Here is a 26,011-nt window from a genome sequence, read left to right on the forward strand (position 1 = left end):
TAGCCAATTACTTATAACCAATAATGATGGAATAACGATAAAGGAATTATTAATGCCTACCCTGGATGAATTAAAATTTATTGTTCAAGAAATTGTAGGAAGGAATTTAAGCGATGATGAAATTGAAGTCATTCGCAAAGCCTGTGAAGGAAACGACAAAATAAATTTACACATAGCTAAGTATATCAACTATATTAATCATGCACAGGATAGCTATTTTTGCGATGTCACTTCCCAAGGTACTGATACTGAGGCTATTAAACTTTTTTTCCAAGAAACGTTAAAAGCACTGAGAATAACCAACACCCTTCATCTTGATAATGAATGGTTTGCAAATCAGAATCAAACACCTAGTCCAGAAGTTCAAAGGCAGAATATCAGACAGTTTCTAGAGGAGATAGAAAATTCCCTCAAATTCATTACTCTATCTCACAAACAACAACCCATTTCTATCAAAGACCAATATATTCCTGTCCAAGTAACTTTGGAACGCCACTATCAAAATGAAGTAGAAGGCACTTATATATATGCAGAATTAGACCATAATCTTAAATCTTTTTATAAGCACAAAAATAAAAGCAAAGAAGCCCAGCAAGAACAAGTAGACTGGCAGGTTTTTAAAGAGCAGCATAAAACTATCATGGTGTTGGCTAATCCAGGGATGGGTAAGTCTACACTATTGCGGATGGAAACAATATCTAATGCCGAGCAAGCACGTCAGGAAATAGAAAATGGGCAGAATATAGAAAATATTGTATTTCCACTATATTTAAGGCTTGCAGATTTAGCCGATAGTCCTAAAGATGAAGAAGTTTTTGACAGTATTTCTCGAATTATACAGCGTGATTATCCCAATACAGCACCAATAAATTTAGTGCTATTGCAGCAAAAGTTGAAACTGGGGCAATGTCTATTGCTATTAGATGGACTAGATGAAGTTTTAGTAGAACAGCATATTTTTCTTTCATAGAAACTAAATCGTTTTGCTAACAATTATCCTTGTCAAATTGTTGGCACTTCCCGAATAGTAGGCTACCACAGTGGGACGTTTATAAATGGGGTAAAAGAAGTAGAAATTGTTCCGTTTGACCTGCAAAATACGGGGCAGTATCTAAAAAAATGGTTTAACAATAGCAATACTGCATCAGAATTGATGCGGGAGTTGTACAAAAAACCTCAAATTCGCAGTTTAACTCAAAATCCACTGTTGTTATCGTTGATTTGTAGTTTGTACCAAGAAAAAAGTGTAAAGCTTCCTACACGACGTTGCCAGATATATGAAATGGTAGTGGAATATATGCTGGGAAATTGGTGTAGTCATAATAATAGACAAATACCTAATAGTTGTTGGATAGCAGCCAAACAAGATTTATTAGGAGAAATTGCCTATCAATTTAGCTTTGAGAGGAAAGATATATTTACGATACAAGACCTCCGCAGTAAAATCGAAAAATATCTCAAAAATCCCTCTATATCAACAGATTTTATAAATAAAAATACTTCCCAACTCATAGCAGAACTATCTCAACAAGATGGCATATTGCAAAACCTGAGCGGGGATAACAAAAAATATCTTTTTTTGCATCGAACATTCCAAGAATACTTCACAGCTTTGCACTTAAAGCATTTAATTGAAACAGACATTAACAGAGGTATTTCTCTAGTAAAAACAAACTTGTATAAATATGAATGGCATGAGACATTAAGCCTATTAGCAGGATTATTAGATAATCCAATTCCTCTACTCAAAGCTATCTCTCTAGAAAAAGACGATATTTTTCATAGTCTTCTACTGCTATCAGGTGAATGTATTGCCGAATGCAGGGAGCAATCTTATCCCTTCATGCAAAAAATTATTGAAGAGATTTATGAACTATGGCAATCTCGTCCACATATAGTTTTTGTTACTGTAGTTGTCGAAAGAATTGCTTATACAAACAACATAATGCAAGAAAAATTATTAAATGTAGCATTAAAGCACAGTTGCTCAGAGGTCAGATGTGAGGCAGTAAAAATATTAGGAAAAACAGCTAATTTACAAGTTGTAGAAGCTTTTATGGAAACCATTAATGATAAGGATATTTCTGTCAGGTTTTGGAGTGCTTTAAGTTTAGGATGTATTGAAGAAGAAACAGCAATCAAAGCTTGCATTATACAAGCAATAAATGAAAATAATCCTAATGTAATAAAAGCAATTTTTACATCTTTTAAAATAAATCAAAGTCCCAAAATAATCATAAAAATACTTAAAAAATACCTCAAATATATAAATGAATTAAGTTTTCAAATATTTATATCGAAATTTCAAGATTATGTTATACAATGTTGCATTAATTACGAATATAGAGAATTTTATATAAATGATTTCTATAGAATCCATAATTTCAACATTATTAATTTGTTACTAGAATGCTCTAGTTTTTTACATAGTATTTTTATGAAAGAAACTATAGTTCTATTTGGAGAGATTGGTGATAATGATGTAGTTGATTGCTTAATGCAAGTATTAGAACCATTAGAAGATAAATTTAAACAATGGTTATCAAAAATATTAGAAATCAGAAATGATTCACTAGGGATTTTTCTAGATAATCAACATTATTATGATGATGAAATATACAATGTATTAACTCAAAAAATAATTCAAGAGTTAAGGAAAACTGATACTCAGGAAAGAATTAACCAGGCAATTAAAGAAATTTATTTGCGGTGTGTTGAAGTCAGGAAAAAAGCCATTATTTCTTTAGGGCAGATTGGTCATGCAAAAGCAATAAATATATTGAATAAAGCCATTCATGATTTAGATGATGAAGTCAGAGTGGAAGCTGCTATAGCTTTAATAAAAATTAACAGTTTACCAGCTTTTGAAACATTAAAACAAGTTGTCAATAATTCATCTAACATTAAAAGGGCAGTGATAATGGCTCTGGGTAAGATGAATATACCCCAGGCAATTGAGTTACTTACTCAATTTATCGAAGATCAGGATAGGGACATCCGATGGCGTGCTGTCACTGCTCTTGGAGAAATTGGCAATTCTCAATCTGTGAAAATTTTAATTGGCTATCTCAACCATTCAGATAATGATGTCAGAAGAGAAGCTTTTGCAGCTTTAGCAGAAATCAGCACTCCAGAGGTGATTGAGTGTTTAATTTATGCTCTTAAACAAAAAAAGCATGAAGATAAAAAGTGGGTTGCAGCAGCACTTGGAAAAATTAAATGGTTTGCTCAAGAATTGAAGCACTATAAGAATTTAGAAGTAGTTGAGAGCTTAATTGATAGTCTTAATGATTCTGACAGTTATGTTAGACGATGGATTGCTGTTGCCTTGGGTAAGATTCGCCATCCTCATGCAGTTAAAGCGTTAATACTTGCTTTAGATGATCCGGATGCTACAGTTAGAAAATATGTGGCGATCGCATTAGGTCGAAGCTCTCATTTTACAGCCGTCATGGCATTGGCTAGTAAAATCCAAGATAAAGATAATTCAGTTAGAGAACAAGCAGTATTAGCTTTAGAAAGAATTGGAGATCCGAGAGCTACAAAAGCCTTAATTTCAGCCTTAACGTCTCCAGATAACTATTTCAAAATGATTGCTGCTGCAATTCTAGTAAAAATACAATGGAACATACATATCATTAGGCTAATTTTTAAAAAAATTTATTTTTCTAATTTAAAAAAATCTGACTCTGTACTATTATTTTCAGACATAATCAGCAAGCTAGATCCTTCAGACAAGAGTATAAGATGTAGGGCAGCAACAGCATTGGGAGAAATAGGTAGTCCTGAAGCGGTTAAATTCTTAATTAGATCGCTTGTTGATCCAAATAGTGATGTTAGAGGACGAGCAGCAGCAGCTTTGGGAAAAATTCGATGTTCTAAATCGATTACAGCTTTAATCCAAGCTCTAAGCCATCCAGATGTAGCAGTCCAACAAGAAGCTATAGCAGCACTCAAACATATTGGTAATTCAAAGGTTCTAAAAAGTCTTGTTCAGTCTTTTACAATAGACCTTGATGATCCTGATATTTACACGTTGGCAAGAATACTAGCAGTTAGAGTTAGTATGACCCAGGAGCATAATAAATTAATTCCACTTTACCCACGAAAAAACAAATTCATTGATGCACCATAGCATACTAAAAATTTTTAAAATTTTTCTTTAAGCTTAGTAATCAACATTCATATTTTTCTTTTATAATACGTATCTGGTCTCGAAATTTAGCTCCTTTTTGGGGGTCAACCATGTAAACAAAATTTGCAAAACCTTGAATTGAAGACATAACATCTGTTGAGTTACCCCAGAACTTACCTTCTAAACCATCTTTCTCAATTTGATAAAGAGTTGCACGAAAACGTTTCAGCTTTTCTCTTGAAATACTAGGTTTGCTGTTGACTACAATGCCAGTAACCTCTAATCTATTAGATTTACGTATAATTCGGGTTTTATCTGGATTAATTTCAAACCCTTCATGCTTCACAATTCCCTCTGTATGCCTTAAAACTTTTCCTATATTGCATACACTCTCATGAGACGCAGAAAAGGTTAAGTCATCGGCGTAGCGAGTATAACGAAATCCCAAGCGTTCAGCCATCTCAGTCAATCTTCGATCAAGACGGCGACATATTAGATTCGTAATCATAGGGCTAGTTGGCGCACCCTGCGGTAGATAACTACGATGGTTTACAAATGTGACAGTACAAAGTAATGCAAAGATGGTTGATGCTGACTCTGAATATCCAAAAGACCTAAAAAGACCTTTTACACGTCTATAAGAGATAGAATGAAAAAAATCTTTAATATCTACATTAATAATTACATCTGCCCCTACATGAGGCTCTGCATTCGTTACAATTGAGCGGCGTTTACCAAGTTTTGGATACTGAACTACCTTAGTTACAGCAACTGCATTTTTGACAAATTTTAGTATAAACCAAAATTTATCAAAAATGCTCTTATATCTTGTATTTAAAATTTGTGTTATACCGAAAATTCAATGTTAATCAAAATTAAAAGAGGGTTGAGCATCACATTTATATTGACAAAGCTTAAATAATCATCAATTTCTTCGTAGCAATCAAGTTCTTGTTCTTCTTCTGTACTCAGTGAAGTTTCTTGCTGTTTTGCCAATAGTTCTTCAATGCGACCTTGGACACTGCTGGATGCTCGAAAAACTGGAATACCTTCCTCTAAATCAATCCGCACTGCACCATCAATGGGTAGCTGTGTTGGCAGACAGGATAGTTTCGGTGGCTGAGAGATGCTCATGGCAGTGCCAGAAAGTTAATCGATGAGTAGTTTGATTTTAGCTCAAAGGTGCGTAGGCGTAGCCCGTTGTAAACATTGCTTGCTGATTTAAGCATTTTAACCAAATTGTATAAGTTTAAACATTTTTTGTGTAACAAATTACCTTAGCATCTAAGTAAAGGGATAATGCAACGCTAAAGCCAGTACAGCAACTTGGAGGTAGTTTTGAACGTAGCTAGTAAGGTAGATGCTATTCTCAACGCTTGGTTAGACTACATTAATTTAGATGAATACAGTAAAGCCAGGGTTGAAACCAACAACGATAAAGTCAAACAGCGTGGTGTAAAGCTAGTACGTGACCATTTATTAATTGAGCAAGCCACGTTTTTAGAATTACAGCAAAAAGTTAAGCAAAGGCAAAATACTCTACAAGAAGCAGTATGGGTTTTATCCTTTCCCCAAGTTTTAGATGTAGAAAAGGGAAAATCTTATCTTTGTCCTCTGTTTAGCTTAGACGTTACATCTATCCTCAAGGGGGAGTATCAAGCACAAGGGTGGAACTTAAATAGCTTAATACTGATAGAAGCTGGAGACAACTTAGCCACCTTTCTGGGATTAGATGATGAACAGTGTGAAAAATTGATTACTCAAGATGGGCTACGAAGTTTTCTAGAAACTACTTTTAAGCTAACATTTGATAGCTATCAGAATTGGATGGAACAGGTTGTTATTCCCCGTCGCTCTCGTGAACAAATTCAACGTCAGCCTTATTTATTTGAGTTTACAGGGGCTGCATATAATTATAATCTCCGGCAAGACTTAAAAGAGATTAAATCAGGCTCGAAAAATTGCTCAAAAGGACATCCTGGGTTTGAATATTTGTTTGGTGAACCTAAGCCTGCAAAAGAAGAAGTTATCTACATGGGAGCTTTTCCAACTCACGCACCGACTAATTCACAATCAACAGCACTCAAACACGCTCAAAGTGAACCGATAACAGCTGTACAAGGCCCACCTGGTTCGGGTAAAACTACTCTGATTCTTCATGTTATTGCTCAACAGGTAGTTAAACGCGCACTCAGTTTAATTGAAATTGGTCAGGACATAGATAATTTAACAGTAGTTAGTAGCACGAATAATAAAGCAGTTGATAACGTCATTGAAAAGCTAGATGAATTTTTTCAAGCTGAGTTATTTTATCTCAAAGGTGGAAACAAAGATAATATTGAATCAGCTAATGGAGCTATTGCAAAATTACGGCAAGCTATTGATTTTTTACAAAAGAATCAATTTAATGAGCAACTAAATAATTCATTAAAACGAAAAATTCAACAAATTAAAGAAGAATTGTTAGCAGAAGAGTCTAGATATTTGAAATTAAGCCAACAGTGGGATATAGATAAACAAAGGCATAAACATCTTTCACAACAGATGCAAACGCTGCAACAGGATTTAGACGAAATTCTCTCAACCTTAATTCCTGTTCAGCAACGATCCAAAGATTTATCACAGTACAATCAACTACCAATACAAGCGTATAATATCATAGAAAAGCATTTTAACAAGGCTGAATCACTTCTATCTGAAAGCAGATTAAATTGGTGGGTTCGCTTTTGGCGTTGGTTGACTGGGAAAACGGAAGAACGTATTTTGCGTGAGCTAAATTCAGCTTGTAAATCAGCTATAGAACAAACATCTACAACTATTTTTCCTATAGAACCGCCTACCAATCGCGCTGATTTAATTCAAAAAGCAGGCTTAGTTAGAGAAAGAATAAATGAAGCAGGTGAGTTAAAAAATGTACAAAAAAGATTAGAGGGAAAATATAAAGACAGAGACCAGATAAATCAGCAAAGGGAAGATGCTTTTAAGGAATTGCAGTTATTAGAGATTAGCTTGGCTAATCCACCAGAAAATTTTTATACATCCTTTCACCAGAAATTTCATGACAAGTACAAAGACCTATTTAAGCTATCGCGTGAGTTTCTTATTCAACAAGCACTCTACAACAAACACAACATCAAACCAACTCTAGAAATTTATTGTAGTCTTATTTCAGGAAATTGGAAGTCGAAATATAAGATTGTGGAAAACCTAGATGAGCATATTAAAAATCTCAGCTTGATTTTTCCGGTAATCACTTGCACATTGCTTTCAATCCGCAAAATGATTCCTTGGATTGAGGAATGTGTTGACCGCACAATCATAGACGAAGCGGGAATGATTGACCAGCATAAGGCTTTTCCGTTATTAATGCGATCGCGCAAAGCTATTATTGTTGGTGATCCTCTACAAATTGAACCTATTATTACTTTGGGCGATCAAAGACGTGAAGATTATCGTCAAACAGCGTTTATTAATAGAGGATTAACAGACATTGATTACCATCGTTATAGTCCAGAAGAGGAGTATAGTGCTACGGCTTATCACCGCGCTGCTGGAGCAAGTGGAGAAGGAGAAGATAAAGGTAAAGGAATTCGCCTGATAGAACATTATCGTTGTCAGCCTAGTATTATTCAATATTGCAATGATATTGCTGACTATGATTTAGAAATCAAAACAGAACCAGTCAATTCTTTAGTAGAGTCGCACTTAATTGCTTATGATGTTGAAGGTAAGATCCGCAATAATGTTAATGAGGAAGAAATTACTGCTGTATGTGAGATAATTGAGCATTTAGTTAAACAAGGTTACTCAGTAGAAGATATAGGTGTTATTTCACCTTTTAAAGTTCATGCTGCTGCGTTGAGAGAACAATTAAGAAAAAAATTCTCTCAATTAGACTCAAAATCTGTTGGCACAGTTCACACTTTTCAAGGTTCTGAGAAGAAAGTAATTATCCTATCTACAAAAGTATGTCAACCGCAAGATAATGTTTACTGGATTAACAAACGACCAAATCTTTTAAATGTTGCTGTATCAAGAGCTAAAGAATTATTTATTTTAGTTGGTAATCTTTACAGACTAGAAAAAGGAAACCTGACTCGGCAACTTGTTGAACATATTCGAGAGTATGGAGTTGTATTAGAGTATAAATCAGCAGCAGAAATTCCTAAAGCAGAACCTGGTACTATTCCAGTTTATGATTGCGATCATTTAAGAATTTTTAGAGAAGCTATCGATCAAGCAAAGGAAGAATTGATAATTGTCACTCCTTGGATTCGAGGAAGTGAATCAAAACTGTTTAGTAAAGAGGTTGTTTCAGTTTTAGAAAGAGGAGCTAAATTAACAGTAGTTTACGGAAATAAAGGTAACGAGGAGAATGATAATAATGATCCCACAATTGAGAATAAGCTGAGACATTTATTCTCACAATATCCTGGTTCACAATTAATTCGCTTAGGAGAAGAAAAACATATAGAAAGTAGAGGAACAAATGAAAGAATTTTGGTACGTGATACGAAACTGGCTATTATAGGAACTTGGAATTGGCTTTCTCACCCTTACAGATCGCAATGTGGCAGGACATCGTTAAATATTAAACCTCAAATTCGCCAAGAAACAAGTGTACAATTTTCTGATTTATCGTCTATTGAGAGTATAAAAGCAAAAATTTATCAGTTAATTTCACAATAGTCAAAAATTTTTAGATCAAAGAGCAGACAACCCGGAATCCAATTTGGTTGTCCTTTGTGGTTGCAGCTTCAGAAAAGCGAGATGTAGAACGACATAAATTTGCAGGATGACCCCAAGAACCACCACGCAAAATTCTATATTCTTCATTTCCATCATCTACCCATGCACTGCCATCTAATGGTGCGTCTTGATAGTCATCGTGTTCATAATCAGCGCACCACTCCCAAACTAACCCATGCATATCGTATAAGCCAAAAGTATTAGCTGGAAAACTACCAACTTCTGTTGTACATTGGCGATTAATGATATTTATATTGTCGTTTTTACTGCAATAATTGGCTAATTTATCTGTAATTATTTGACCAAAATGGAATGGCGTTGAAGTTCTAGCACGACAAGCATATTCCCATTCAGCTTCACTGGGCAAGCGATATTGCCTTCCTGTTTCCTGCGACAGTCGCTCACAAAACTCTAGTGCATCATACCAAGAAACTCGTTCTATAGGTAAATTATCGCCGTTAAAACAGGATGGGTCAGGTTTGAGGTGGTGGTTTATTTTTGGGAGGTTTGCAATAGCTCTCCACTGTCTTTGGGTAATAGGATATCTACCTATAAAAAAGGGTTTTATATTAACTAAATGTTGAGGACGTTCATCTTCTTGTGATGCTTCTTCCTCTCGTGATGCACCCATTGGAAAATTACCACCTGGAATAGAAACCATTTCCAGTACAACACTATTTCCTAAGTCTTCTAGAAAATACTCAGTTTGTGTATGGTAACGCTTTGTTTCTTTTCCTTTATGATCTACAGTTACCACTTCAAACTCGAAAATATTAAGCTCTGAGGGGGGTGGGCTAACTGGCTTATAAGAATTAGTGTTGACTAAAAACTTTTCAGTTGGGGTTTGAGGAGAAAAATTAGACGAAATCGAAACTTGGCTTTCCTGGAGGATTTGTTGTAACTGCCGGAGAATTGCCTTTACTTCTTCGTCTATACCACCTTGGTAGGTGATGCGATCGCCAATATGAATATTATTTCCTTCAGGAAGGTTAACAATGTAATTTGCTAACTGTACCTGACTTTTACCATTAACTGTACTCAGAAAGTACCGTAGTAAATTGATATCGTTTTCATTTCGACTACCATCCAGGATACGGTCAAGTATTTTTACTAACTCATCAGACGAAGGAAACTCTGGCATAGTTGGCAAACTATCCGTTAGTAGCACTGTTGCACCTGACAGAACAGCTATAATATCAGATAGTTCAAATTTCGGCAATCTTACGATTTAAAATTTTAATTCCGGCAATATTATGCTTGAAAGCTGTGCTTTTAGGTGGAAACAAGCTTACACAAGAATTAGCATTTGAGGTTAGTCAACGGCAAGTTTATGCCTTAACGCGCGGCAATATTATGCTTTAAATCACAAATATGATGGCTGTTAATGTGGCGTCTTTGAAATAGAACTGCAATCAAATTAGTTACCAAACAAGTGATTGCTAAAGACAACAAAATATAAGTGGGGGCCATTACCACACCAATGATAAACCAAGTATATACATGCAATATCATCACAGAAGCAAAAGTGCTGGCTATTCCCGCAGCTGGCCAGACTTGATGTGTCGGACGATGTAATATTGTCAAAATGATTGTAAGTGATGAGGCAATCAAATTTGCTGGGATGAGAAAGGCACAAATACTTACGCAATTGGCACGAGAAAATTCAGCTAAGGCGTTGAAATCAAGCATCAATTTGTTGGGGTAATGTCAACATCTTAAAAATAAGTAAAGTAAACATATTTTTAGATATTTGACATAACATTAGCATATACCTAAAGTAATTACTCCGTTAATGTAACATAAATTAAACTTTTAAACTGACTTCTCATACTATCTATAGTAAGTATAAGAAACTCTTAAATTCAGGTGGCAGTTTACTCACTGGAAACACATTAAGGAGGCAAAAACTGTATCTATCAAATGAATTAAATATGGCATTTCAGCTATCTTTTTTACTTAAAATATTTATCAAAAACTTAAGTTTTATTACAAAAATTTAATTAAAAATGAGAATGATAAATTAAGTATACATAGACTCAAGGGTAGCTTGTTGTCAGCCATCGTTTTATGATAATCCTGAAAAAATTCCTGTGTTGAACAAATGTGCGATCGCAAGTACGCCATCCTCGGAACTGGTGCATTAGGTGGATTTTATGGTGCTAGGCTCCAACAAGCTGGTTTAGATGTCCACTTTTTGCTAAATAGTGATTATGAACACGTCAGCCAATTTGGTTTACTCGTCGAATCGAAAGATGGTGATTTTACTCTTCCTCTGGTTAACGCCCATAACAATGTAGACAAAATGCCACAATGCGATGTGGTAGTAGTTGCACTAAAAACAACACAAAACCATTTACTGCCAAAATTGTTACCACCTGTAGTTAAAGATCAGGGGATAGTGTTGGTATTGCAGAATGGATTGGGTATGGAAGAGGAAGTTACTCAAATTGTCAGCAACGCTAAAGTTATCGGTGGGTTATGTTTTCTGTGTTCCAATAAAGTGGGGCCAGGACATATTCGCCACTTAGATTATGGACAAATCACTTTGGGGGAATATAACCCTGAATATGATCCTAGCGGGATTACAGCGAGAATGCAGGAAATTGCTGATGACTTTAACCATGCTGGTATTCCCATCGAATTAGCCACAGACTTATTTTTCGCCCGTTGGCAAAAACTTGTGTGGAACATTCCCTACAATGGGCTATCTGTGATTCTCAACGCTAGAACAGATGAATTAATGGCGGATATTGACACTCGCACATTAGTTGAACAATTGATGAATGAAGTGGCGACTGGGGCGCAAAGTTCGGGTCGCGTTATTCCTGATAGCTTTATTCAAACCATGCTTAATTACACGCTGAAGATGAAACCTTACCGCACTAGCATGAAAATTGACTATGATGAACATCGTCCCTTAGAAGTAGAAGCAATTTTCGGCAACCCCTTACGGAAAGCGCAAGCAGTCGGGGTAAATTTACCACAGATTAGCTGTGTTTACCATCAATTGAAATTTTTAGATGCAAGAAACAGAAAGGCATTTTGATCTCGGCGGTAATTATATGGATAGCGATTTATTAGCTTTTTTTGCAGGTGTCGGGTTCCTGATTATTTATCTGGTTTTTTCAGCCTTGACTGAAATGGGGACTAAACTTCCGGGGAAAAAATAAGCTTATAGACGGAACTAGCGGCAAATTTTCGACATCTCAACCGAATGGAACTTGGAAAAACGCGCACAAATCCTTTAGGCTGAGTTAATATACTTAGCTCATGTGGGAAGGTGCCAAATGCGAGATCCACAGAAAAATCACATTAAAATTGATCCAGCAACCCTGGTTTTAATTGTGTCTGTTTTAATACTTTTACCCCTTGTGCTGACAGGTTTCTTTTTTCAGTGAGCTTTACTTTCTTTAGCACAAATTCTGTATGTAGGACTTACGCCAGAACTCTTTCAAACTCTTATTTCTTTGTATCCTTTGCGGTTTTTTCTCCCATAATTTTGCGTAAGTCCTGGTATCTAGAAAATACAGTGAACGCAGCTTATCAGATAAATAACTGCGTTCTTTCAGGTTTGTACATAAACATTAAAAAAGGGTAAAAGGAATTAGTCTTACTTTGACTCTCAACCTTTACCCTATTTCATATCTTGAATAAATACCTATTTTCAAAGGGAATAAATAGAAATTCAAACCCTCAAACAAGGATAAATATCTTCAGAACGAGGATTAAGATATGGGCGTTCCAATTCAATTTCATGCATAGAAAAATGCTTTAAAATTGATATCATCCGAGTCTCTGGCGTATCATTATCTTGATGCCAAACCTCAAGTAAAGCATTGGCAATTATTTGACAACGGTTCAGACCAAAACTTTCTTTGTCAGTAAATTTGCTATTTGGTTCTTCAGCTAGAGCTAACCCTGGGGCTAATAATTTTGTAAACAAAGGAACAGCATCACCAAATAAAGATTGATGTTCTGTATACACCTTCTCTAGTACAGGGTGAACTGTATGATAGTTATGTTTATCAAAATAAAGTACTGCTGAATCACAACGTCCATAATCAGAAGGATTATATAGCGCTTTAAAAGTGAAAGGAATGAGCAGCGCATTAAGTTGAGTAGTCAAACTATCCATGACAGCTATGGCACCATCTGGGGATAAATTGAAATAGATACGCACAATCTCACCATCACCATGAGAACCTGCATTAGCAACTGCCATATAAAATCCATGTTGTACAACATTTTTCGGCATTTTAATGGCAACTACACTGCCGATATTGGCATCTTGATGTTCTGGTTGCAAGTGAATATTGCGTTCAATATGGAGTGTCAACCCAGTTTTATGTACAGCCAACGCACCATCTGTTTCCTCGTTCACCACCAGCCAATCATTGCTCCAATAACCTCCACCTCTATTGCTTTCATGTAAGCGGTCATAAAAAGCTATATCTACACCCAAAAAGCTGTTATTTTCTAGATTGGGATTCAATGCTAAATTTGTTGTTTCTTCATTTAATGTCAGTTCCTCTTTCAAAGAACCGTTGTAGTAAATCCCATAGAGAAAACTACGCAATTGCAGACTTAAATATTTATTTTGAAGATCCAAGGGCAATTTTTGAAAGCGGGAAACTGCCTGCTCTGTCAAGTCTAAAGTTTTATAGTCTGAGTGCTTAATACAATGGTGAGACTCAATTTTAACCTTCTGAATAATGTCTTTTAGCGATGTCTGCAATGGCTCAGGAATACTTGCTATTTGAGTTTGTAGCGAATCTAATAGTTGCATAAGAGCTTTTGCCTGTGAATATATAAGGAATGGGGGAGGTGGGGGGAAAGAAAAGATTTCCCGGCGTTGGGATGTTGTCCAACTTTGCCACCTCAGTGTGTTTTAAGCGCGAGATAAGTTTTTGGGAGCGAGGTCTGATGACTCCATACCGAAAATTGTGGGGATAGATGCTTCTGGACGACACAATAAACTCTTGGCGACCTGGAGCATACAAATACCTTGATTACCAAAGCTTTTTTCGTACTGGAGTGTTGCTTGAATAGCTTGAATTAAGGCTAAACCGGAAAATTGTACTACTCGCCGGACAAAATCGGGACGATGCTCTAGAACTTCGGGGAATTCCGCTAAATAAGCGGTCATTAAGGCTGACATGGAAGAACGTAGGGATTGTAGAGGAATTGTAGCTAGACGTAAAGATTCTTCGATTTCCATCCCTCTACCAACAACTACGCTGTAAAGCCATAATTGCAGGTAACTAGCGATTAATGCTCCCAAATCAATAGCTGGATCTCCCCAAGAACAACGTTCCCAGTCAATCAATCTAATGACGCTTTCGTCTGGGACATATCCATGAGAAACCACATCTTGCCAATTTAAGGAGATGAGGATATTGTTCAACTTCATGTCATTATGAGTCAAACAGTAGGGAGTATAAGCGCTACCTAATTCTGCGATCGCCTGACCCAAACTGTCGTAACGTTGATAAAGAGCAAAGAATTTTAACCCGTCAGCCGGAACGGTACTAAAAATTTCCGGGGTTAGTCTATCAATGCGATGATTAAGTTTTGCTGCATCTGCACCCGATTCATCCGGGGAATCTTCAAAGAATTCCCGATATTCTGGACGTTGAATACTGACACGATGAATGGATGCTAAATTAGTTCCGACTATGGTTGCAATCTGTGTGGGAAAGATATTTTCATTTGCGTAAAAGTCTGATAAGTCCCGATAGTTACTGAGATAATTGAAAATAATGATGGAATTCTCGGCATCAAAATGCACTACCTCGGAAATAGAAGAGCGCAGGTAGCTAATTTCGGGTTGTTTTTGCAAAAAACCGTGAATTTGCCATTCTTTGACAAATTCCCCGGCAGTTTTCCCTTCTCTGTTGTGGCGCTCTTGCTTAACTAAAATTTGCCGCCCATCGGGTAAGCTGAGTAATAAGTTAAAGTTTTTGGCAGGTTTTAGCTCAATATTGCTCGCTGCACGTTCTTCTTCAGTACACAATCCTAGCGGAATTAGGTAATCAATAACATTTTGATAGCTTAATAAAAATGGCACGGCGTTAAATGCTCCTCAGTAAAGTGAAAACTTGTTGTTGGTCAATCAAGAAACTATAGAACCAGAGAAAGGCTATCCAAGCATTGATTGCACACAACAGCTTATTGGTTATCATGTCAATGGGAATTTACTAATTAAAAAGGGATAAATGGAGAAGGTGGAGAGTACATATTTGCAGCACCAAATGAATTAGTTAAGGACACAATGCTGTAGATAGAAAATGCTGTTAACATAAAATCTAAAAGCCTATAAGCAAAGTGAATCATTTGATGAAATGCGTAGTCAAATGCATAATTGTCACCACCATATACAGACAGAAAATGCATATCAGTTATTTCAATCAGAAAGCTTTCCGAGACGGGAAAATACAGATCAGAAACTATGATTTCCGCCATTTGCTTGATTTTCACGAAATATTGAATAATTAATCAATCTCAGTCTATTATGTTGCGGTAATAACCTTGACTGACTGACAAATCACTTGTTAATTTACACTGTATATTGTTTCACCTAGTTAACAGAGATTTTGATTAATAAAAAGTAGCCTTTAAATATAGCAATCCTAAATCATTCATGAATTTTCTTGTTTCGCTCGCATCTACGCTCTCTGTCTTCACTGAAGATAGGATTGCTATAGTTACTTTTTATGTTTAATCTCAAAATAGCCGTCTAGTGCAGCATTAAAAAAGGCTATTACCAGCCAAAGCCATGACTATATTTACTCCTAGGCTGACTGAATGATTTAGCTACATAACCACCATGACCAATAGCGAATGTACCAACAAATGCTCCCGACAAGGCACTAATTGAAAATATCCCACCGATTATAGTATCTTGATCCTGAGAAATCGCGTCAATATTACTGAGTTCATTCAAAAAACTTTCGGAATCGTGGAATAATTCAGAACCAGTAACGTATAGTTGAAAAAGATTGATAGTTGCCATGATTTGCTCCTCAAAACTTGTGGAAATTAAACTCAATATTGCTTGATTTGTCTGGCTCTTAGGTATTAGGAGTAACTTAGTCAACTTATGTCGATTACATAGAGACTTTTTACAGTTAATACCTGAAGAGCCATTTATTGCAGCAGTTACCTATTACCTAAAATTTACCTTTAACGGGAGGCTCAATTATCTGGGGTGGCTGAGGCTGACTGAATGACTTAGCCAAAACAGTAACATGACCAATGGCATATACAGTCACAAAAGCTCCAGCCAACTTAGTCAATGCGGTAGGATCACTGACGCCGCCACCGTAGTTACCACCAGAGATAGAATCTACATCGCTGAATTCATTGAGAAAACTTTCGGAATCTTGGAATAATTCAGAACCAGCAGCGTGTAATTCAGAAAGAGTGATATTAGCCATGATGTACTCCTAAAAGACTTGTGAGACTTATTTTTTGTGTAGAAAATCAAGATGGTGACTACTCGGCTCTTAGGGATGATTTGGTAATTCCAGAACCTTATGTTAATCACATAGAGAACTGTTTACCGTTCATCCCTAAAGAGCCGTTTATTTCAGTAGTTACCTATTACCTAAACTCATTACTGTGGTGCGCTGAATGACTTAGCTAATACAGTAACGTGACCGATGGCATATACAGTGACAAAAGCTCCAGCTAGCTTGGTCAGTATAGCAGGATCACTGACGCCGCCACCGTAGTTACCACCAGAGATAGAATCTACATCACTGAATTCATTCAAAAAACTTTCAGAATCTTGAAACAATTCAGTACCAACAGCATGTAGTTCAGACAGTGTAATCTTAGCCATGATTTTCTCCTAAAAGACTTGTGAGGACTTTGTGCTATGAAATTGAAAATTGCTGAGATTAGCCATATCACAGGGATTATTAGTAATCACAGAAGATCATGATGATCACATAAATCAGTTTTTTCATTTAATCCCTGGACAATATGAAGCTCAGTAGTTAACCAGAACCATTAATTCAGTTTGCACTGAATGATTTAGCTAACACGGTGACGTGACCAATGGCATATACTGTCACAAATGCCTCACTCAACTTCATCAGTGTTGTAGGATCACTGACAGCACCTTGGCCATTGCCATTGCCATTGCCAATTTGACCACCAGAGATAGCATCTATATCGCTGAGTTCATTCAGAAAACTTTCGGAATCTTGGAATAATTCAGAACCAGCAATGTGTAGTTCAGAAAGAGTGATATTCGCCATAATTTACTCCTAATAGACTTGTCTCATCGCAATTAAGCAAGTCACCAAAAATTGTTCAAACCGCTTGGATCTTAGAGGTTATTAATAGTAAAAATCTTGTGTTTTTCACAGAGATTTGTTTTACCTTTAAACCCCTAAGAACCATCAGGCTCAGGAGTTACCTGAAGCCATTAAAGTCATTAATATCCAGAACTGAATGACTTGGCTAGGTAGGTAACGTGACCAATTGCATAAACAGTAACAAATGCTTCAGCCAGCTTTGTCAGGGTTGAAATATCACTGTAGCCACCGTAGCCGTAACCGTCGGTGCTACCACCATTAATAGAATCTACGTCGCTGAGTTCATTGAGAAAACTTTCAGAATCTTGAAACAACTCAGAACCAGCCACGTGTAGTTCAGAAAGAGTGATATTCGCCATATGTTTGCTCCTCAAGCATTTGTTGCTTGTAAATTAAATTGGTGAACAATCAAGCTATCTCTTGCTTAACTGTTACTACTATTGTTAGTTAGAAAAACTTAGTAAGTCAATGATAAGAACATGTTAAAAAAGACATATATTGAATAATTCTGTCTTTATTGAAGAGAGCTTTTAATTATTTAAATAATTTTGTTAAATGATAATAATACATATTTTTATAATTTCAACATACCAAATATAGATTGTACGATTAAGAGTCTTGGTCATTATTCTTATATGTCTTCTAACCCATGCCCTGCAAAAAGTTTAATCCACTCTACTGGCGTGGCAAGGCTAAAATGTTGCATTAAATTTATCTTGTAGGATGGGAGTTTCTCCCGTCCGGTGCAGGCAAGACTTCCCTGCGGGAAGCTACGCAAAAAAAAATGTGCATTTTCAATCTAATTAGACTCAAAATGCACGATAATTATCAATATAAGATTAAATTAAAAAATCTAAGCTGCTACCGACTCGGTTGCCGGCAGTAGAAATTGTTGCATTCATTTGTGATCTCAAGTTCCAAAGAAGACCATCTAAATTTTGAGCAAATGTATTGACTAAAGATTCTTCATTCATGTCATTCGTATTTGATACTCCTCTGGTTATTTGGCCTCCTGTAACAGATTTTATTTCTCTATCCGCTATTTCATGAATAATAAATTTTTCATCTCTAAGATAGAGGTCAATAATTTGGATGTTTGCCATTTTACAAGCTCCCTGACTAATACGAACTACAAGAATACAATGTAAATTTTCAAAACCTCTCTTACTATTTTGCAATTTAATTTTTAAAAGTCAATATTTTTGCGAGATTTTATAGACAAAAACTAAGCTTTTATGTCTTAAAATGTGATTGCTTTCTAGTATTATCAGTCTGGGATATATGGTTTGATTTCATAAATTTAGAGACGCAATATGTCACATATCAGTCTCTTAGTATCTTTATATATAGCTTAAGCAATTGGGCAAAATTAAATTCCTGAAGGGGAGAAGGTGAGACAGCGCTGCTGGAGAGTGAGCCACTCCCAGGGGACTGCGTACAGCCTGCGGCATCCGGAGGCATACCCGAACCGAAGGGGGACAAGAACCAAAATACTTCCTGATCTCCCCATCTCCCCTATCTTTTAACTCTTCGCCTGCGATCGCCCATCGGGAATTGTGACATCTATGGGCGTTACTTTGGTAGCGAGTTGCGTCAATGGTGGTTTAATTGCGCTTTGATTCCCGACTACTAAAGTTACCAAATTTTCTGGTTTGAGGTATTGGCGGGCTACCCGTTGCACATCAGCTTCTGTGGTAGCGGCTACGGCTTTTTGATAGCGAAACAGAAAATCAGCTGGATAGCCGTAATATTCGTATCGCATCAACCGTGATAAGGTTTGGCTGGGATCTTGAAAGTTGAAAACAAACGAGTTGAGTGTAGATTCCTTAGCAAAGGTTAGTTCCTGTTCTGTGACAGGTTGAGCTTGGATACGCTTAATTTCGGTCTGCAAAGCCTTAACAAACTGCACAGTAGCATCCGATCGCGTTTGTCCACCAGCAATAAACATGCCTGGATAATCAAAGCGGGGACTCCAGTAGCCGTATGCAGAGTAAGCTAAACCTTGGCGCGATCGCACTTCATTAAATAAGCGGCCACCAAATCCATTTAACACTCCGTTCATCACATCCAAAGCAGCATAATCAGGATTGTCAAATTTGCCCCCTAGATGTCCCACCAACACACTACTTTGAGTTAACTGTGGCTGATCCACATAAAACACACCACCTGTATGAGCGGGTTTCACCTCGGATAATTTGGGTTTAGTGAGATTAAAATTCCGCCGCCAGTCACCAAATTTTGCTTGCACAAGCGATCGCATTTCCTGGGGGTTAAAATCTCCTACAATCCCCAAAATCATATTATTGGGATGAAAATATTGCTGGTAAAACTTGATCAAGTCCTCCCGATTAATGTTTTCCAGCGTGGCATACTCCGTTGTCCGGGCATAAGGGCTATCTTGCCCATAAACCAATTTCTGAAATTCCCGCGTCGCAATACTATCGGGATCATCATTGCGTCGCGCTATACCACCTTTCGCTTGTGTTTTGGCCAAATCTAACTTTTCTTGAGCAAACACAGGCGATCGCAGCACCTCAGCAAACAAACCGAATACTGTGTCTAAATCTTCACTCAGTGCTTGAAAACTAGCATTACCTGTAGCTTCACCAATACTAGTTTCGACAGATGCAGCGCGTTGTTCCAACATATCATTGAGCTGATCTGCCGAATGCTTTTTTGTCCCGCCAGTACGTAACACCTCACCTGTCAAACTAGCCAACCCCACTTTATCGGCTGGTTCTAAGCGGCTTCCTGTACGCACTAAAGCCATACCACTTACCAACGGCAAATCGTGATCTTCCATCAAATACACAACTAAGCCGTTTTTCAGCACAAACCTTTCATTTTTGGGTACTTGAATTGCCGGCAGTGGGGGCAACTCTAACTCAGTGTAATGCTGGGCTTCTGCTGTCGCCGCTAACGAAAAGTTAAAAGTTACAAGTAAACAAGTGACAGCCAGCATCACAGCATAAAATAGTTGCTTGCTTTTACGAAGTGTCAATTTAAAATTGGGGATTTTCAATGCCATCTGTTCTTTACTCTTCACTTTGTATCCTTCCTTGGCAAACATGCCCTTTGCTGACTTTGCCTTTCATCATTTTTACCCTTGTTTCGATACCAGCTTGCCAATTGTGCGATTCTCAGTAGTAAATGTTGCCTTGGCTACACGCTGAATATCTGCATTTGTTACCGCAGCAATTTGATCTAGTTGTTGAAACAAATTTCGCCAAGAGCCAGTTTTGACTTCATATTCCAATAATTGCTGTGCCATGCCCATATTGGAATTGAGACTACGTAACAAACCTGCCCGTGCTTGGGTTTTAACCCGTTCCAACTCTGTCGCTGCTACAGGTTCAGTTTTCAATTTTTCGATTTCTTGACGCAAAGCTACTCCTACTTCATCTGCTGTATGACCAGGAGCAGTTAAAGCATAAAATAATACTAGGTTTGGATATTTATCACCGGGAAAACCACTAAAACCTTGAGCATTTAACGCCAAGCGCTTTTGTTCTACTAAAGATTTATACAACCGTGATGTGCGTCCGTCACTCATTAAACTACTAATGATGTCATACACGGCATTATCAGGATGAGTAATTGCTGGCCGGTGATAGCCTTCTAAATACCAAGGTTGAGAAGGTAATTCCAAACTAAATTCCCGTGTTTGTTTTTGCGGTGGTTCAGCGGGAATATTGGCTTGGGCTTTTTCTTTGGCTTTGTAGCGGCCAAAATAAATGTTTGCTAATCTTTTGACTTCATCGGGATTCACATCTCCGACAATGGCAATGGTTAAATTACTTGGTGGATAGTGGGTATCAAAAAAGTTCTGGACGTTTTCTGGTGTCAGGTTACGGATATCTTCTTCATAGCCAATCACTGGACGCTTGTAGGGATGAACTGTGAATGCAGTATCAATAAACTTTTCGATCATTTGCCCAATGGGCGAATTATCTACCCGCATCCGGCGTTCTTCTAAAATCACATTTTTTTCTTTATAAAATTCACGCCGAATTACAGGTTCCAGAAATCGCTCTGATTCCAGTGACATCCACAGTTTGAGTTTGTTAGCCGGAAAGCTGTAAAAATAACGGGTAGCTTCAGCAGAAGTTGTGGCATTTAAACCCACACCACCGGCTTGTCTGACAATTTGCCCTAGTTCGTTTTGGGTGACTAATTGATCTGCTTGGGATTCTACTTGCTGAAACTCAGTTTGCAACCGGACAACATCATCTTGTTGGTTATTGGCTTTGGCTGCTCTGATTTGAGTATCCAATTTCTCTAATTGGTCTAGCAAGGCTTTTTCTGCCTTGTAGTCTTTTGTCCCGATGCGCGTTGTGCCTTTAAAAGCCAAATGCTCTAGAAAATGTGCGACACCAGTTTGCCCATCTGGCTCATCTACGCCACCTACATCAGCATATGTAACAAACGATACTGTAGGAGCTTGATGGCGTTCCAAAACAATAAACTTCATGCCATTGTCAAGGCGAAACTCCGTTGACTGCTCAATCACCCGATCTAAATATGGTTGAATCGAACTTTCAGTTTTTTGAGGACGGAGGGTTCTTTGCAGAGGCGGTGCAGTCTGAGTCTGAGCCAGCGCGACCTTTGGCGCTACTCCCCACGATAAAATTACTAGCACCATGAATATGCTTAACAGCCGACGTAACCTGATAAATACTTGAGCAAAACCAGGCGAAATTTTTTGCAGAAAGTTGGCTGACTTTCTCCAAAATCCCAAATTTCTAATTGAACAGTTGGAATGATGCATAAGCGACGATAAAACTAAAGTTCCACTACCTGAGAAACATGCTAACTAGCAAATAGGGCGTTAATCTTGTATTAAGCTTTCTGTGTTTTTTGTACCTGACGTTAGACAATCATGTTACAAGTCGTGTTCTAAGGATCACACATCTAATTATTATGCGAGTTTTTAATTCCCCCCCGCCCTCAGAGACACAAACACGCGCCCGCATTTTACAGGCTGCACAGCGTTTGTTTGCCTCTAAAGGATTTGATGGCACTACCACCCGTGATTTAGCCCAAGCAGCTGGAGTTGCTGAGGGTACTTTATTTCGTCATTTTCCCAATAAAAAATCAATTTTGGTTGAAGTCGCTACTAGTGGTTGGGTGGATATCTTAACAGATTTGCTGACAGAATTGAGTGAAATGGGCAGCTATAAGGCTGTTGCTCAGGTAATGCGCCGCCGGATGTGGAATCTACACAAAAACGTTGATTTAATGCGCGTGTGCTTTATGGAAGTGCAGTTTCATCCTGACTTACGCGATCGCATTCAAATCGAAGTAATTAATAAAATGACCGATGTGGCCGAAGCTTTCTTCCAAACGGCGATGGATAAAGGCATTTATCGCCAAACCGATGCCAAACTGGTGGCTAAAGTCTTCTTAGGAATGTTTGCGATCGCCGGTTTTTCTGACAATACCTTGATGTCGCCAGACGCTTCACCTCAAGAAATGCAGCAGATGGCAGAAGGATTAGCTGATATATTTCTCAATGGTGTGTTAGTCAAAGAATGAGAAATTAATTTAATTTTTATTTTTTAATTGATTTTTTGTGCTTGTTGACTCCATTGTTGCACTAGCTCAATAGCTGGACACAAATCTCGGCGTTGCATTGTTGCTACTTGCAAGCGCATAATTTGTTGATGCAATCTATGGGTGGGAGTTTGAGCTAATTGTCCTACAGAACCAATTCCTGCATGGAGCAATAAACCGCAATATTGCATTCCCACGCTAGGAATCCGGGCTAAATCGGCTAACGCCATCCATTTATTTACATACTGAAGATTTACTTGTAATTTATTTGCTAAGTTCATCCTCGCTTCAGCAGTCTGGGCTTGTTTGATTAGCTCTTTGGTGGTTTTGATCCCACAGTTTTGGAATTGGGATTTTTCTTCCTGGCTTAATCCCGGTAATTGCTCAATGGGCCAGTCACAAGATGTGAGTGGACTTCTACTATTTGTGTGTTTAGCAGGCATTTGTGTAACGACCTATTTTATTTAACTATTGTTATACAAGACTACAACTATGTTCCAACTCATCACTAATATACAGAGGGTTCCAACTGCATACGTAATAGTTCGCCAAGGCTGCCAACCGAAAAGATACGCTAATGTATGAAGTATTCGCGCGATTGTAAAAGTAGAAAATAACCAACTTGCTGCCATAGGTGATGCTCCAGTCAGCACATAGGCTATGGCGACACCAAGAAATATAGGAATGTTTTCCAAATCATTAAGCCAAGCTTTGGCTGCACGTTGAACCTGTGGTAGTTCCTCAAATGCGGGAGGCTTGTTGAATAGTTCCGCGTCCTCAGGGTTCACAAATGTACGCCTGCCAATGCGGTAAAACCCTTGATAAGCTGAAAGAGCAAACATTTTCAAAAACAACACTACAACACACACCGAATACCAATAAAGAGAGGTTTTCATAGTTTCAATGGATAGAGATGGCCTGTTACTAAAACCAATACCTTTGCCAATTTACGAGGGTGAAATAATGATATTTTAACCATTAACTCCTATTTCTTTGAGGGTTGACAAAAACAATCAGTCCTAAAAATTCCTTTAAAATTTCCCACAATTGTTTTTTAACGTATTGACAGCAGGATAAGGGTTTGGGATGACAAACTACCTTTTCATCAAAACGCTTATGTATGCTTGATTTTGCCACTTTTGCCAAAATTCATCTAGGCTCTTATTTTGGCAAGGGTATTGAAATGTAAACCCTAAAAGCCTTGCTGCATCTAAGTTTTTTAATTGCTTAAAGCCCTGATGGGCATGGCTGCGCTTAACGCAAAAGCGTGCCGTAGGCTAAGAGTGTGAATTGGTATGAACTATCATAGGAGTGTTATTGAAAGTTAGGCAAAGTCTAATGGATAAGTTGGTACGTAGTTTCATTCAAATAGAAAGGAGTCTTCAAATCGTTGCCTTGATTGGAGTGATTCTCCTCCTGGGATACTTGGGATTAACAAGTTCTCAGCAAGAGCGAACATTACCTGTCCCAAGCGTTTCACCAACAATAAAGAATTAGAGTAAGGATCTGGGTATACATTTCTAATTCCTTTCATATCATAGATATGAAAGGAATTTCTGAACTCTAGATAATTGAATTTTATTTTTCAATATTATTAACAATTAAGATGTGTTCGCCCTGGGTAACTGAGCCTCTCGGATTATTTAGTGCCTAAAAAATACCCAATTAAATATAAAGAACCACATAAAATTACTAAATTATCTGTAGAATCAAAAGCCGCTGCTAACGCTGATGATAAATCTGAATACGTACTGACAGATCCCAATGCTGGACAAACTTCGCCAGCTAACTTTGCCAATTCCCCTATGTCAGCCGAACTATGATCTGGGACTGGAACTAAATATAATTGATCATTTGGTCGCAGTAAAGCTTGAAAAATATCAGTATGCTCTTTTGTAGATAACATCCCCATAACCCAAGTTAACTTCTGGATATCTAAACTATCTACATAATTTCTGAGAGATTGAGCTGCGGCTGGGTTATGTGCGCCATCAATTAATAATTTTTGGTCTTTCCAAGTCACCCATTGCATTCGCCCCGGCCATTGAGTTTTCCCCATACCGTTAACAATAGCCTCTGGAGAAATCACCCAACCTTGTTGTTGCAAAATTTCTAAAGCAGCTAAAGCCAAAGCTGAATTAGTTAATTGAATTTGTCCAGCCAACGGCAAAGGATATTGAATTGATTCATACTCAGCCCATCCTGGAGCGATTTGATGAGCAGGTTGAGGTGTAATATGTGGGCATTGTAATTCTTGAGCGCGCGATCGCACTACTGTTTTCGCATCTGCTGGCAATTGTCCCACCACAGCCGGACACCCTGGTTTGAGAATACCTGCTTTTTCTCTGGCAATATCAGCCACAGTAGGGCCTAATTGCTGCCAATGTTCACGGCTAATAGAGGTAATTATTGTTACTAAAGGCTGTTCACAGACATTAGTCGCATCTAAACGCCCTCCCAGTCCCACTTCTATAATTGCTACATCAACTTGCTGTTGGGCAAAATATAACCAAGCCGCTGCGGTAATGACTTCAAACTGAGTCGGGTAATCGTCATCAGCTTGAATTGCTGCTTGGACTTGTTGTAATAATTTACCCAAGTCCTCAGCGGCTATGGGCTGTTCATTGATGCAAATGCGTTCCGTCCAGTCGATTAAATGGGGAGAAGTATAACGTCCTGTACGATAACCAGCTTCGGTAAGTACTGAGGAAAGATAGGCACAAACCGAACCTTTCCCGTTAGTACCAGCAACGTGAATTACTGGCACTTGGTGATGGGGGTTGCCCAGATTTGCCAACAATTTGACAATGCGCGACAGCCCTAGATGAACTCCGAAATGTTGAAAGGGTTTTAGTAAAGAATTGATATCCAATGGGCGTGGAAGGGGATAGGGGGACAAGGGGATAAGGAGGGGGAGATGTTTCATTATCAACAAAACCGACTGCTTCTGATGAGGGAAACAGCCGGTTAATGATTGATGATGTTAATTAAATTTAGGCTTCTTTGTTTAAAAAGCCTTGAATTTGTCTTAAAGCAGCAGCACCAATGTTAAACGCAGCCCAGCCGGCAGCAATGGCTACTGGTGCAAAAACGATCGCAATCCGGTAATCGATATCCATATCTAGAAACCCTCTTTTAAGTAGAAATTAAAGTTTTGTCAACTACTCTCATTTTTATTTTTAGCTTAATTGGTCATTTTTGCCAGACCAATTTGTAAAGAATCGTTAAATTATTAGTTTTTATTGGTCAT

The 26,011-nt window shown here is 37.8% G+C and carries 24 protein-coding genes; 6 read left to right on the forward strand and 18 right to left on the reverse strand.

All coding sequences use genetic code 11. The annotated features are described in order from the left end of the window. The first annotated feature begins 52 nt into the window (after window positions 1–52). Complete coding sequence (locus tag ACM0OT_RS10690; RefSeq protein WP_414564334.1) at window positions 53–970, forward strand: hypothetical protein; 918 nt, start codon at window positions 53–55, stop codon at window positions 968–970. Between the two features lie 312 nt (window positions 971–1,282). After that, window positions 1,283–4,135 (forward strand): HEAT repeat domain-containing protein, encoded by a 2,853-nt coding sequence (locus ACM0OT_RS10695; RefSeq protein WP_414564335.1) that lies wholly within the window; start codon window positions 1,283–1,285, stop codon window positions 4,133–4,135. Between the two features lie 40 nt (window positions 4,136–4,175). Here ACM0OT_RS10695 and ACM0OT_RS10700 read toward each other — a convergent pair whose 3' ends face one another. Both ACM0OT_RS10700 and ACM0OT_RS10705 read right to left on the reverse strand, forming a co-directional pair. After that, window positions 4,176–4,994, reverse strand: coding sequence for a reverse transcriptase family protein (locus ACM0OT_RS10700; RefSeq protein ID WP_414564420.1), 819 nt, complete (start codon window positions 4,992–4,994; stop codon window positions 4,176–4,178). Next, on the reverse strand, window positions 4,982–5,269 hold the full coding sequence (locus tag ACM0OT_RS10705; RefSeq protein WP_414564336.1) for a hypothetical protein: 288 nt from the start codon (window positions 5,267–5,269) through the stop codon (window positions 4,982–4,984). The genes ACM0OT_RS10700 and ACM0OT_RS10705 overlap by 13 nt, the downstream gene beginning before the upstream one ends. A 192-nt stretch (window positions 5,270–5,461) precedes the next feature. Between ACM0OT_RS10705 and ACM0OT_RS10710 the strand changes: the two genes are divergently transcribed. Beyond that, window positions 5,462–8,824: an AAA domain-containing protein gene (locus ACM0OT_RS10710; protein ID WP_414564337.1), complete on the forward strand. Its 3,363-nt coding sequence runs from the start codon at window positions 5,462–5,464 to the stop codon at window positions 8,822–8,824. 10 nt (window positions 8,825–8,834) lie between these two features. Here the strand turns inward: ACM0OT_RS10710 and ACM0OT_RS10715 are convergent, their stop codons facing one another. Both ACM0OT_RS10715 and ACM0OT_RS10720 read right to left on the reverse strand, forming a co-directional pair. After that, complete coding sequence (locus tag ACM0OT_RS10715; RefSeq protein ID WP_414564338.1) at window positions 8,835–10,052, reverse strand: SUMF1/EgtB/PvdO family nonheme iron enzyme; 1,218 nt, start codon at window positions 10,050–10,052, stop codon at window positions 8,835–8,837. A 167-nt stretch (window positions 10,053–10,219) separates the two neighbouring features. Continuing rightward, window positions 10,220–10,573 carry a hypothetical protein gene (locus tag ACM0OT_RS10720; RefSeq protein ID WP_414564339.1) on the reverse strand — a complete coding sequence of 118 codons (354 nt, stop codon included), beginning with the start codon at window positions 10,571–10,573 and terminating at the stop codon, window positions 10,220–10,222. 412 nt (window positions 10,574–10,985) lie between these two features. On the opposite strand from ACM0OT_RS10720, the gene ACM0OT_RS10725 reads away from it, so the two are divergent. Both ACM0OT_RS10725 and ACM0OT_RS10730 read left to right on the forward strand, forming a co-directional pair. Next, window positions 10,986–11,930 carry a putative 2-dehydropantoate 2-reductase gene (locus ACM0OT_RS10725; protein WP_414564340.1) on the forward strand — a complete coding sequence of 315 codons (945 nt, stop codon included), beginning with the start codon at window positions 10,986–10,988 and terminating at the stop codon, window positions 11,928–11,930. Beyond that, window positions 11,905–12,054, forward strand: a complete 150-nt coding sequence (locus ACM0OT_RS10730; protein WP_414564341.1) for a hypothetical protein — start codon at window positions 11,905–11,907, stop codon at window positions 12,052–12,054. The genes ACM0OT_RS10725 and ACM0OT_RS10730 overlap by 26 nt, the downstream gene beginning before the upstream one ends. Before the next feature lie 515 nt (window positions 12,055–12,569). Here the strand turns inward: ACM0OT_RS10730 and ACM0OT_RS10735 are convergent. The 10 genes from ACM0OT_RS10735 to ACM0OT_RS10780 all read right to left on the reverse strand — a co-directional run bounded on the left by ACM0OT_RS10735 (window position 12,570) and on the right by ACM0OT_RS10780 (window position 21,850). Further along, window positions 12,570–13,670: a T3SS effector HopA1 family protein gene (locus ACM0OT_RS10735; RefSeq protein WP_414564342.1), complete on the reverse strand. Its 1,101-nt coding sequence runs from the start codon at window positions 13,668–13,670 to the stop codon at window positions 12,570–12,572. 102 nt (window positions 13,671–13,772) lie between these two features. Further along, window positions 13,773–14,951, reverse strand: a complete 1,179-nt coding sequence (locus ACM0OT_RS10740; RefSeq protein ID WP_414564343.1) for a phosphotransferase — start codon at window positions 14,949–14,951, stop codon at window positions 13,773–13,775. A gap of 693 nt (window positions 14,952–15,644) precedes the next feature. Beyond that, window positions 15,645–15,896, reverse strand: coding sequence for a hypothetical protein (locus tag ACM0OT_RS10745; protein ID WP_414564344.1), 252 nt, complete (start codon window positions 15,894–15,896; stop codon window positions 15,645–15,647). Window positions 15,897–16,053: 157 nt separating this feature from the next. Next, window positions 16,054–16,320, reverse strand: a complete 267-nt coding sequence (locus tag ACM0OT_RS10750; protein WP_414564345.1) for a hypothetical protein — start codon at window positions 16,318–16,320, stop codon at window positions 16,054–16,056. 179 nt (window positions 16,321–16,499) lie between these two features. After that, window positions 16,500–16,727, reverse strand: coding sequence for a hypothetical protein (locus ACM0OT_RS10755; protein WP_414564346.1), 228 nt, complete (start codon window positions 16,725–16,727; stop codon window positions 16,500–16,502). A 175-nt stretch (window positions 16,728–16,902) separates the two neighbouring features. After that, the gene (locus ACM0OT_RS10760; protein ID WP_414564347.1) at window positions 16,903–17,148 is read right to left on the reverse strand and encodes a hypothetical protein; all 246 of its coding nucleotides are present in this window, start codon (window positions 17,146–17,148) and stop codon (window positions 16,903–16,905) included. Between the two features lie 179 nt (window positions 17,149–17,327). Beyond that, a complete protein-coding gene (locus ACM0OT_RS10765) occupies window positions 17,328–17,567 on the reverse strand; it encodes a hypothetical protein (RefSeq protein ID WP_414564348.1) in 240 nt (79 codons plus the stop codon). Between the two features lie 480 nt (window positions 17,568–18,047). Continuing rightward, the gene (locus ACM0OT_RS10770; protein ID WP_414564349.1) at window positions 18,048–18,311 is read right to left on the reverse strand and encodes a hypothetical protein; all 264 of its coding nucleotides are present in this window, start codon (window positions 18,309–18,311) and stop codon (window positions 18,048–18,050) included. Between the two features lie 419 nt (window positions 18,312–18,730). After that, the gene (locus ACM0OT_RS10775) at window positions 18,731–20,236 is read right to left on the reverse strand and encodes a M16 family metallopeptidase (RefSeq protein ID WP_414564421.1); all 1,506 of its coding nucleotides are present in this window, start codon (window positions 20,234–20,236) and stop codon (window positions 18,731–18,733) included. A 72-nt stretch (window positions 20,237–20,308) separates the two neighbouring features. After that, window positions 20,309–21,850 carry a M16 family metallopeptidase gene (locus ACM0OT_RS10780; RefSeq protein ID WP_414564422.1) on the reverse strand — a complete coding sequence of 514 codons (1,542 nt, stop codon included), beginning with the start codon at window positions 21,848–21,850 and terminating at the stop codon, window positions 20,309–20,311. Window positions 21,851–22,128: 278 nt separating this feature from the next. Here ACM0OT_RS10780 and ACM0OT_RS10785 point away from each other — a divergent pair, with 278 nt between their 5' ends. Beyond that, complete coding sequence (locus tag ACM0OT_RS10785; RefSeq protein WP_414542890.1) at window positions 22,129–22,743, forward strand: TetR/AcrR family transcriptional regulator; 615 nt, start codon at window positions 22,129–22,131, stop codon at window positions 22,741–22,743. A 23-nt stretch (window positions 22,744–22,766) separates the two neighbouring features. Here ACM0OT_RS10785 and ACM0OT_RS10790 read toward each other — a convergent pair whose 3' ends face one another. The 4 genes from ACM0OT_RS10790 to ACM0OT_RS10805 form a co-directional block, all read right to left on the reverse strand. After that, on the reverse strand, window positions 22,767–23,204 hold the full coding sequence (locus ACM0OT_RS10790; RefSeq protein ID WP_414564350.1) for a DUF4332 domain-containing protein: 438 nt from the start codon (window positions 23,202–23,204) through the stop codon (window positions 22,767–22,769). Between the two features lie 21 nt (window positions 23,205–23,225). Next, window positions 23,226–23,657: an MAPEG family protein gene (locus tag ACM0OT_RS10795; protein ID WP_414564351.1), complete on the reverse strand. Its 432-nt coding sequence runs from the start codon at window positions 23,655–23,657 to the stop codon at window positions 23,226–23,228. Window positions 23,658–24,400: 743 nt separating this feature from the next. Then, on the reverse strand, window positions 24,401–25,633 hold the full coding sequence (locus ACM0OT_RS10800; protein WP_414564352.1) for a bifunctional folylpolyglutamate synthase/dihydrofolate synthase: 1,233 nt from the start codon (window positions 25,631–25,633) through the stop codon (window positions 24,401–24,403). Window positions 25,634–25,754: 121 nt separating this feature from the next. Then, window positions 25,755–25,880, reverse strand: coding sequence for a photosystem II protein Y (locus ACM0OT_RS10805; RefSeq protein ID WP_414542894.1), 126 nt, complete (start codon window positions 25,878–25,880; stop codon window positions 25,755–25,757). Between the last annotated feature and the right edge of the window lie 131 nt (window positions 25,881–26,011).

This window comes from Anabaena sp. CCY 9613, from assembly GCF_963920895.1.
In the GTDB taxonomy this organism is placed as follows: domain Bacteria; phylum Cyanobacteriota; class Cyanobacteriia; order Cyanobacteriales; family Nostocaceae; genus Cyanocohniella.

Bases quoted from the DNA above. Each gene is read 5' to 3' on its own strand.
- ACM0OT_RS10725 (WP_414564340.1), top strand. From the start codon at position 10,986: ATGTGCGATCGCAAGTACGCCATCCTCGGAACTGGTGCATTAGGTGGA.
- ACM0OT_RS10790 (WP_414564350.1), bottom strand. From the start codon at position 23,204: ATGCCTGCTAAACACACAAATAGTAGAAGTCCACTCACATCTTGTGAC.
- ACM0OT_RS10690 (WP_414564334.1), top strand. From the start codon at position 53: ATGCCTACCCTGGATGAATTAAAATTTATTGTTCAAGAAATTGTAGGA.
- ACM0OT_RS10720 (WP_414564339.1), bottom strand. From the start codon at position 10,573: ATGCTTGATTTCAACGCCTTAGCTGAATTTTCTCGTGCCAATTGCGTA.
- ACM0OT_RS10705 (WP_414564336.1), bottom strand. From the start codon at position 5,269: ATGAGCATCTCTCAGCCACCGAAACTATCCTGTCTGCCAACACAGCTA.
- ACM0OT_RS10695 (WP_414564335.1), top strand. From the start codon at position 1,283: ATGGTAGTGGAATATATGCTGGGAAATTGGTGTAGTCATAATAATAGA.
- ACM0OT_RS10730 (WP_414564341.1), top strand. From the start codon at position 11,905: ATGCAAGAAACAGAAAGGCATTTTGATCTCGGCGGTAATTATATGGAT.
- ACM0OT_RS10775 (WP_414564421.1), bottom strand. From the start codon at position 20,236: ATGGCATTGAAAATCCCCAATTTTAAATTGACACTTCGTAAAAGCAAG.
- ACM0OT_RS10805 (WP_414542894.1), bottom strand. From the start codon at position 25,880: ATGGATATCGATTACCGGATTGCGATCGTTTTTGCACCAGTAGCCATT.
- ACM0OT_RS10735 (WP_414564342.1), bottom strand. From the start codon at position 13,670: ATGCAACTATTAGATTCGCTACAAACTCAAATAGCAAGTATTCCTGAG.
- ACM0OT_RS10760 (WP_414564347.1), bottom strand. From the start codon at position 17,148: ATGGCGAATATCACTCTTTCTGAACTACACATTGCTGGTTCTGAATTA.
- ACM0OT_RS10750 (WP_414564345.1), bottom strand. From the start codon at position 16,320: ATGGCTAATATCACTCTTTCTGAATTACACGCTGCTGGTTCTGAATTA.
- ACM0OT_RS10765 (WP_414564348.1), bottom strand. From the start codon at position 17,567: ATGGCGAATATCACTCTTTCTGAACTACACGTGGCTGGTTCTGAGTTG.
- ACM0OT_RS10795 (WP_414564351.1), bottom strand. From the start codon at position 23,657: ATGAAAACCTCTCTTTATTGGTATTCGGTGTGTGTTGTAGTGTTGTTT.
- ACM0OT_RS10755 (WP_414564346.1), bottom strand. From the start codon at position 16,727: ATGGCTAAGATTACACTGTCTGAACTACATGCTGTTGGTACTGAATTG.
- ACM0OT_RS10785 (WP_414542890.1), top strand. From the start codon at position 22,129: ATGCGAGTTTTTAATTCCCCCCCGCCCTCAGAGACACAAACACGCGCC.
- ACM0OT_RS10745 (WP_414564344.1), bottom strand. From the start codon at position 15,896: ATGGCAACTATCAATCTTTTTCAACTATACGTTACTGGTTCTGAATTA.
- ACM0OT_RS10780 (WP_414564422.1), bottom strand. From the start codon at position 21,850: ATGGTGCTAGTAATTTTATCGTGGGGAGTAGCGCCAAAGGTCGCGCTG.
- ACM0OT_RS10770 (WP_414564349.1), bottom strand. From the start codon at position 18,311: ATGGCAAACATCCAAATTATTGACCTCTATCTTAGAGATGAAAAATTT.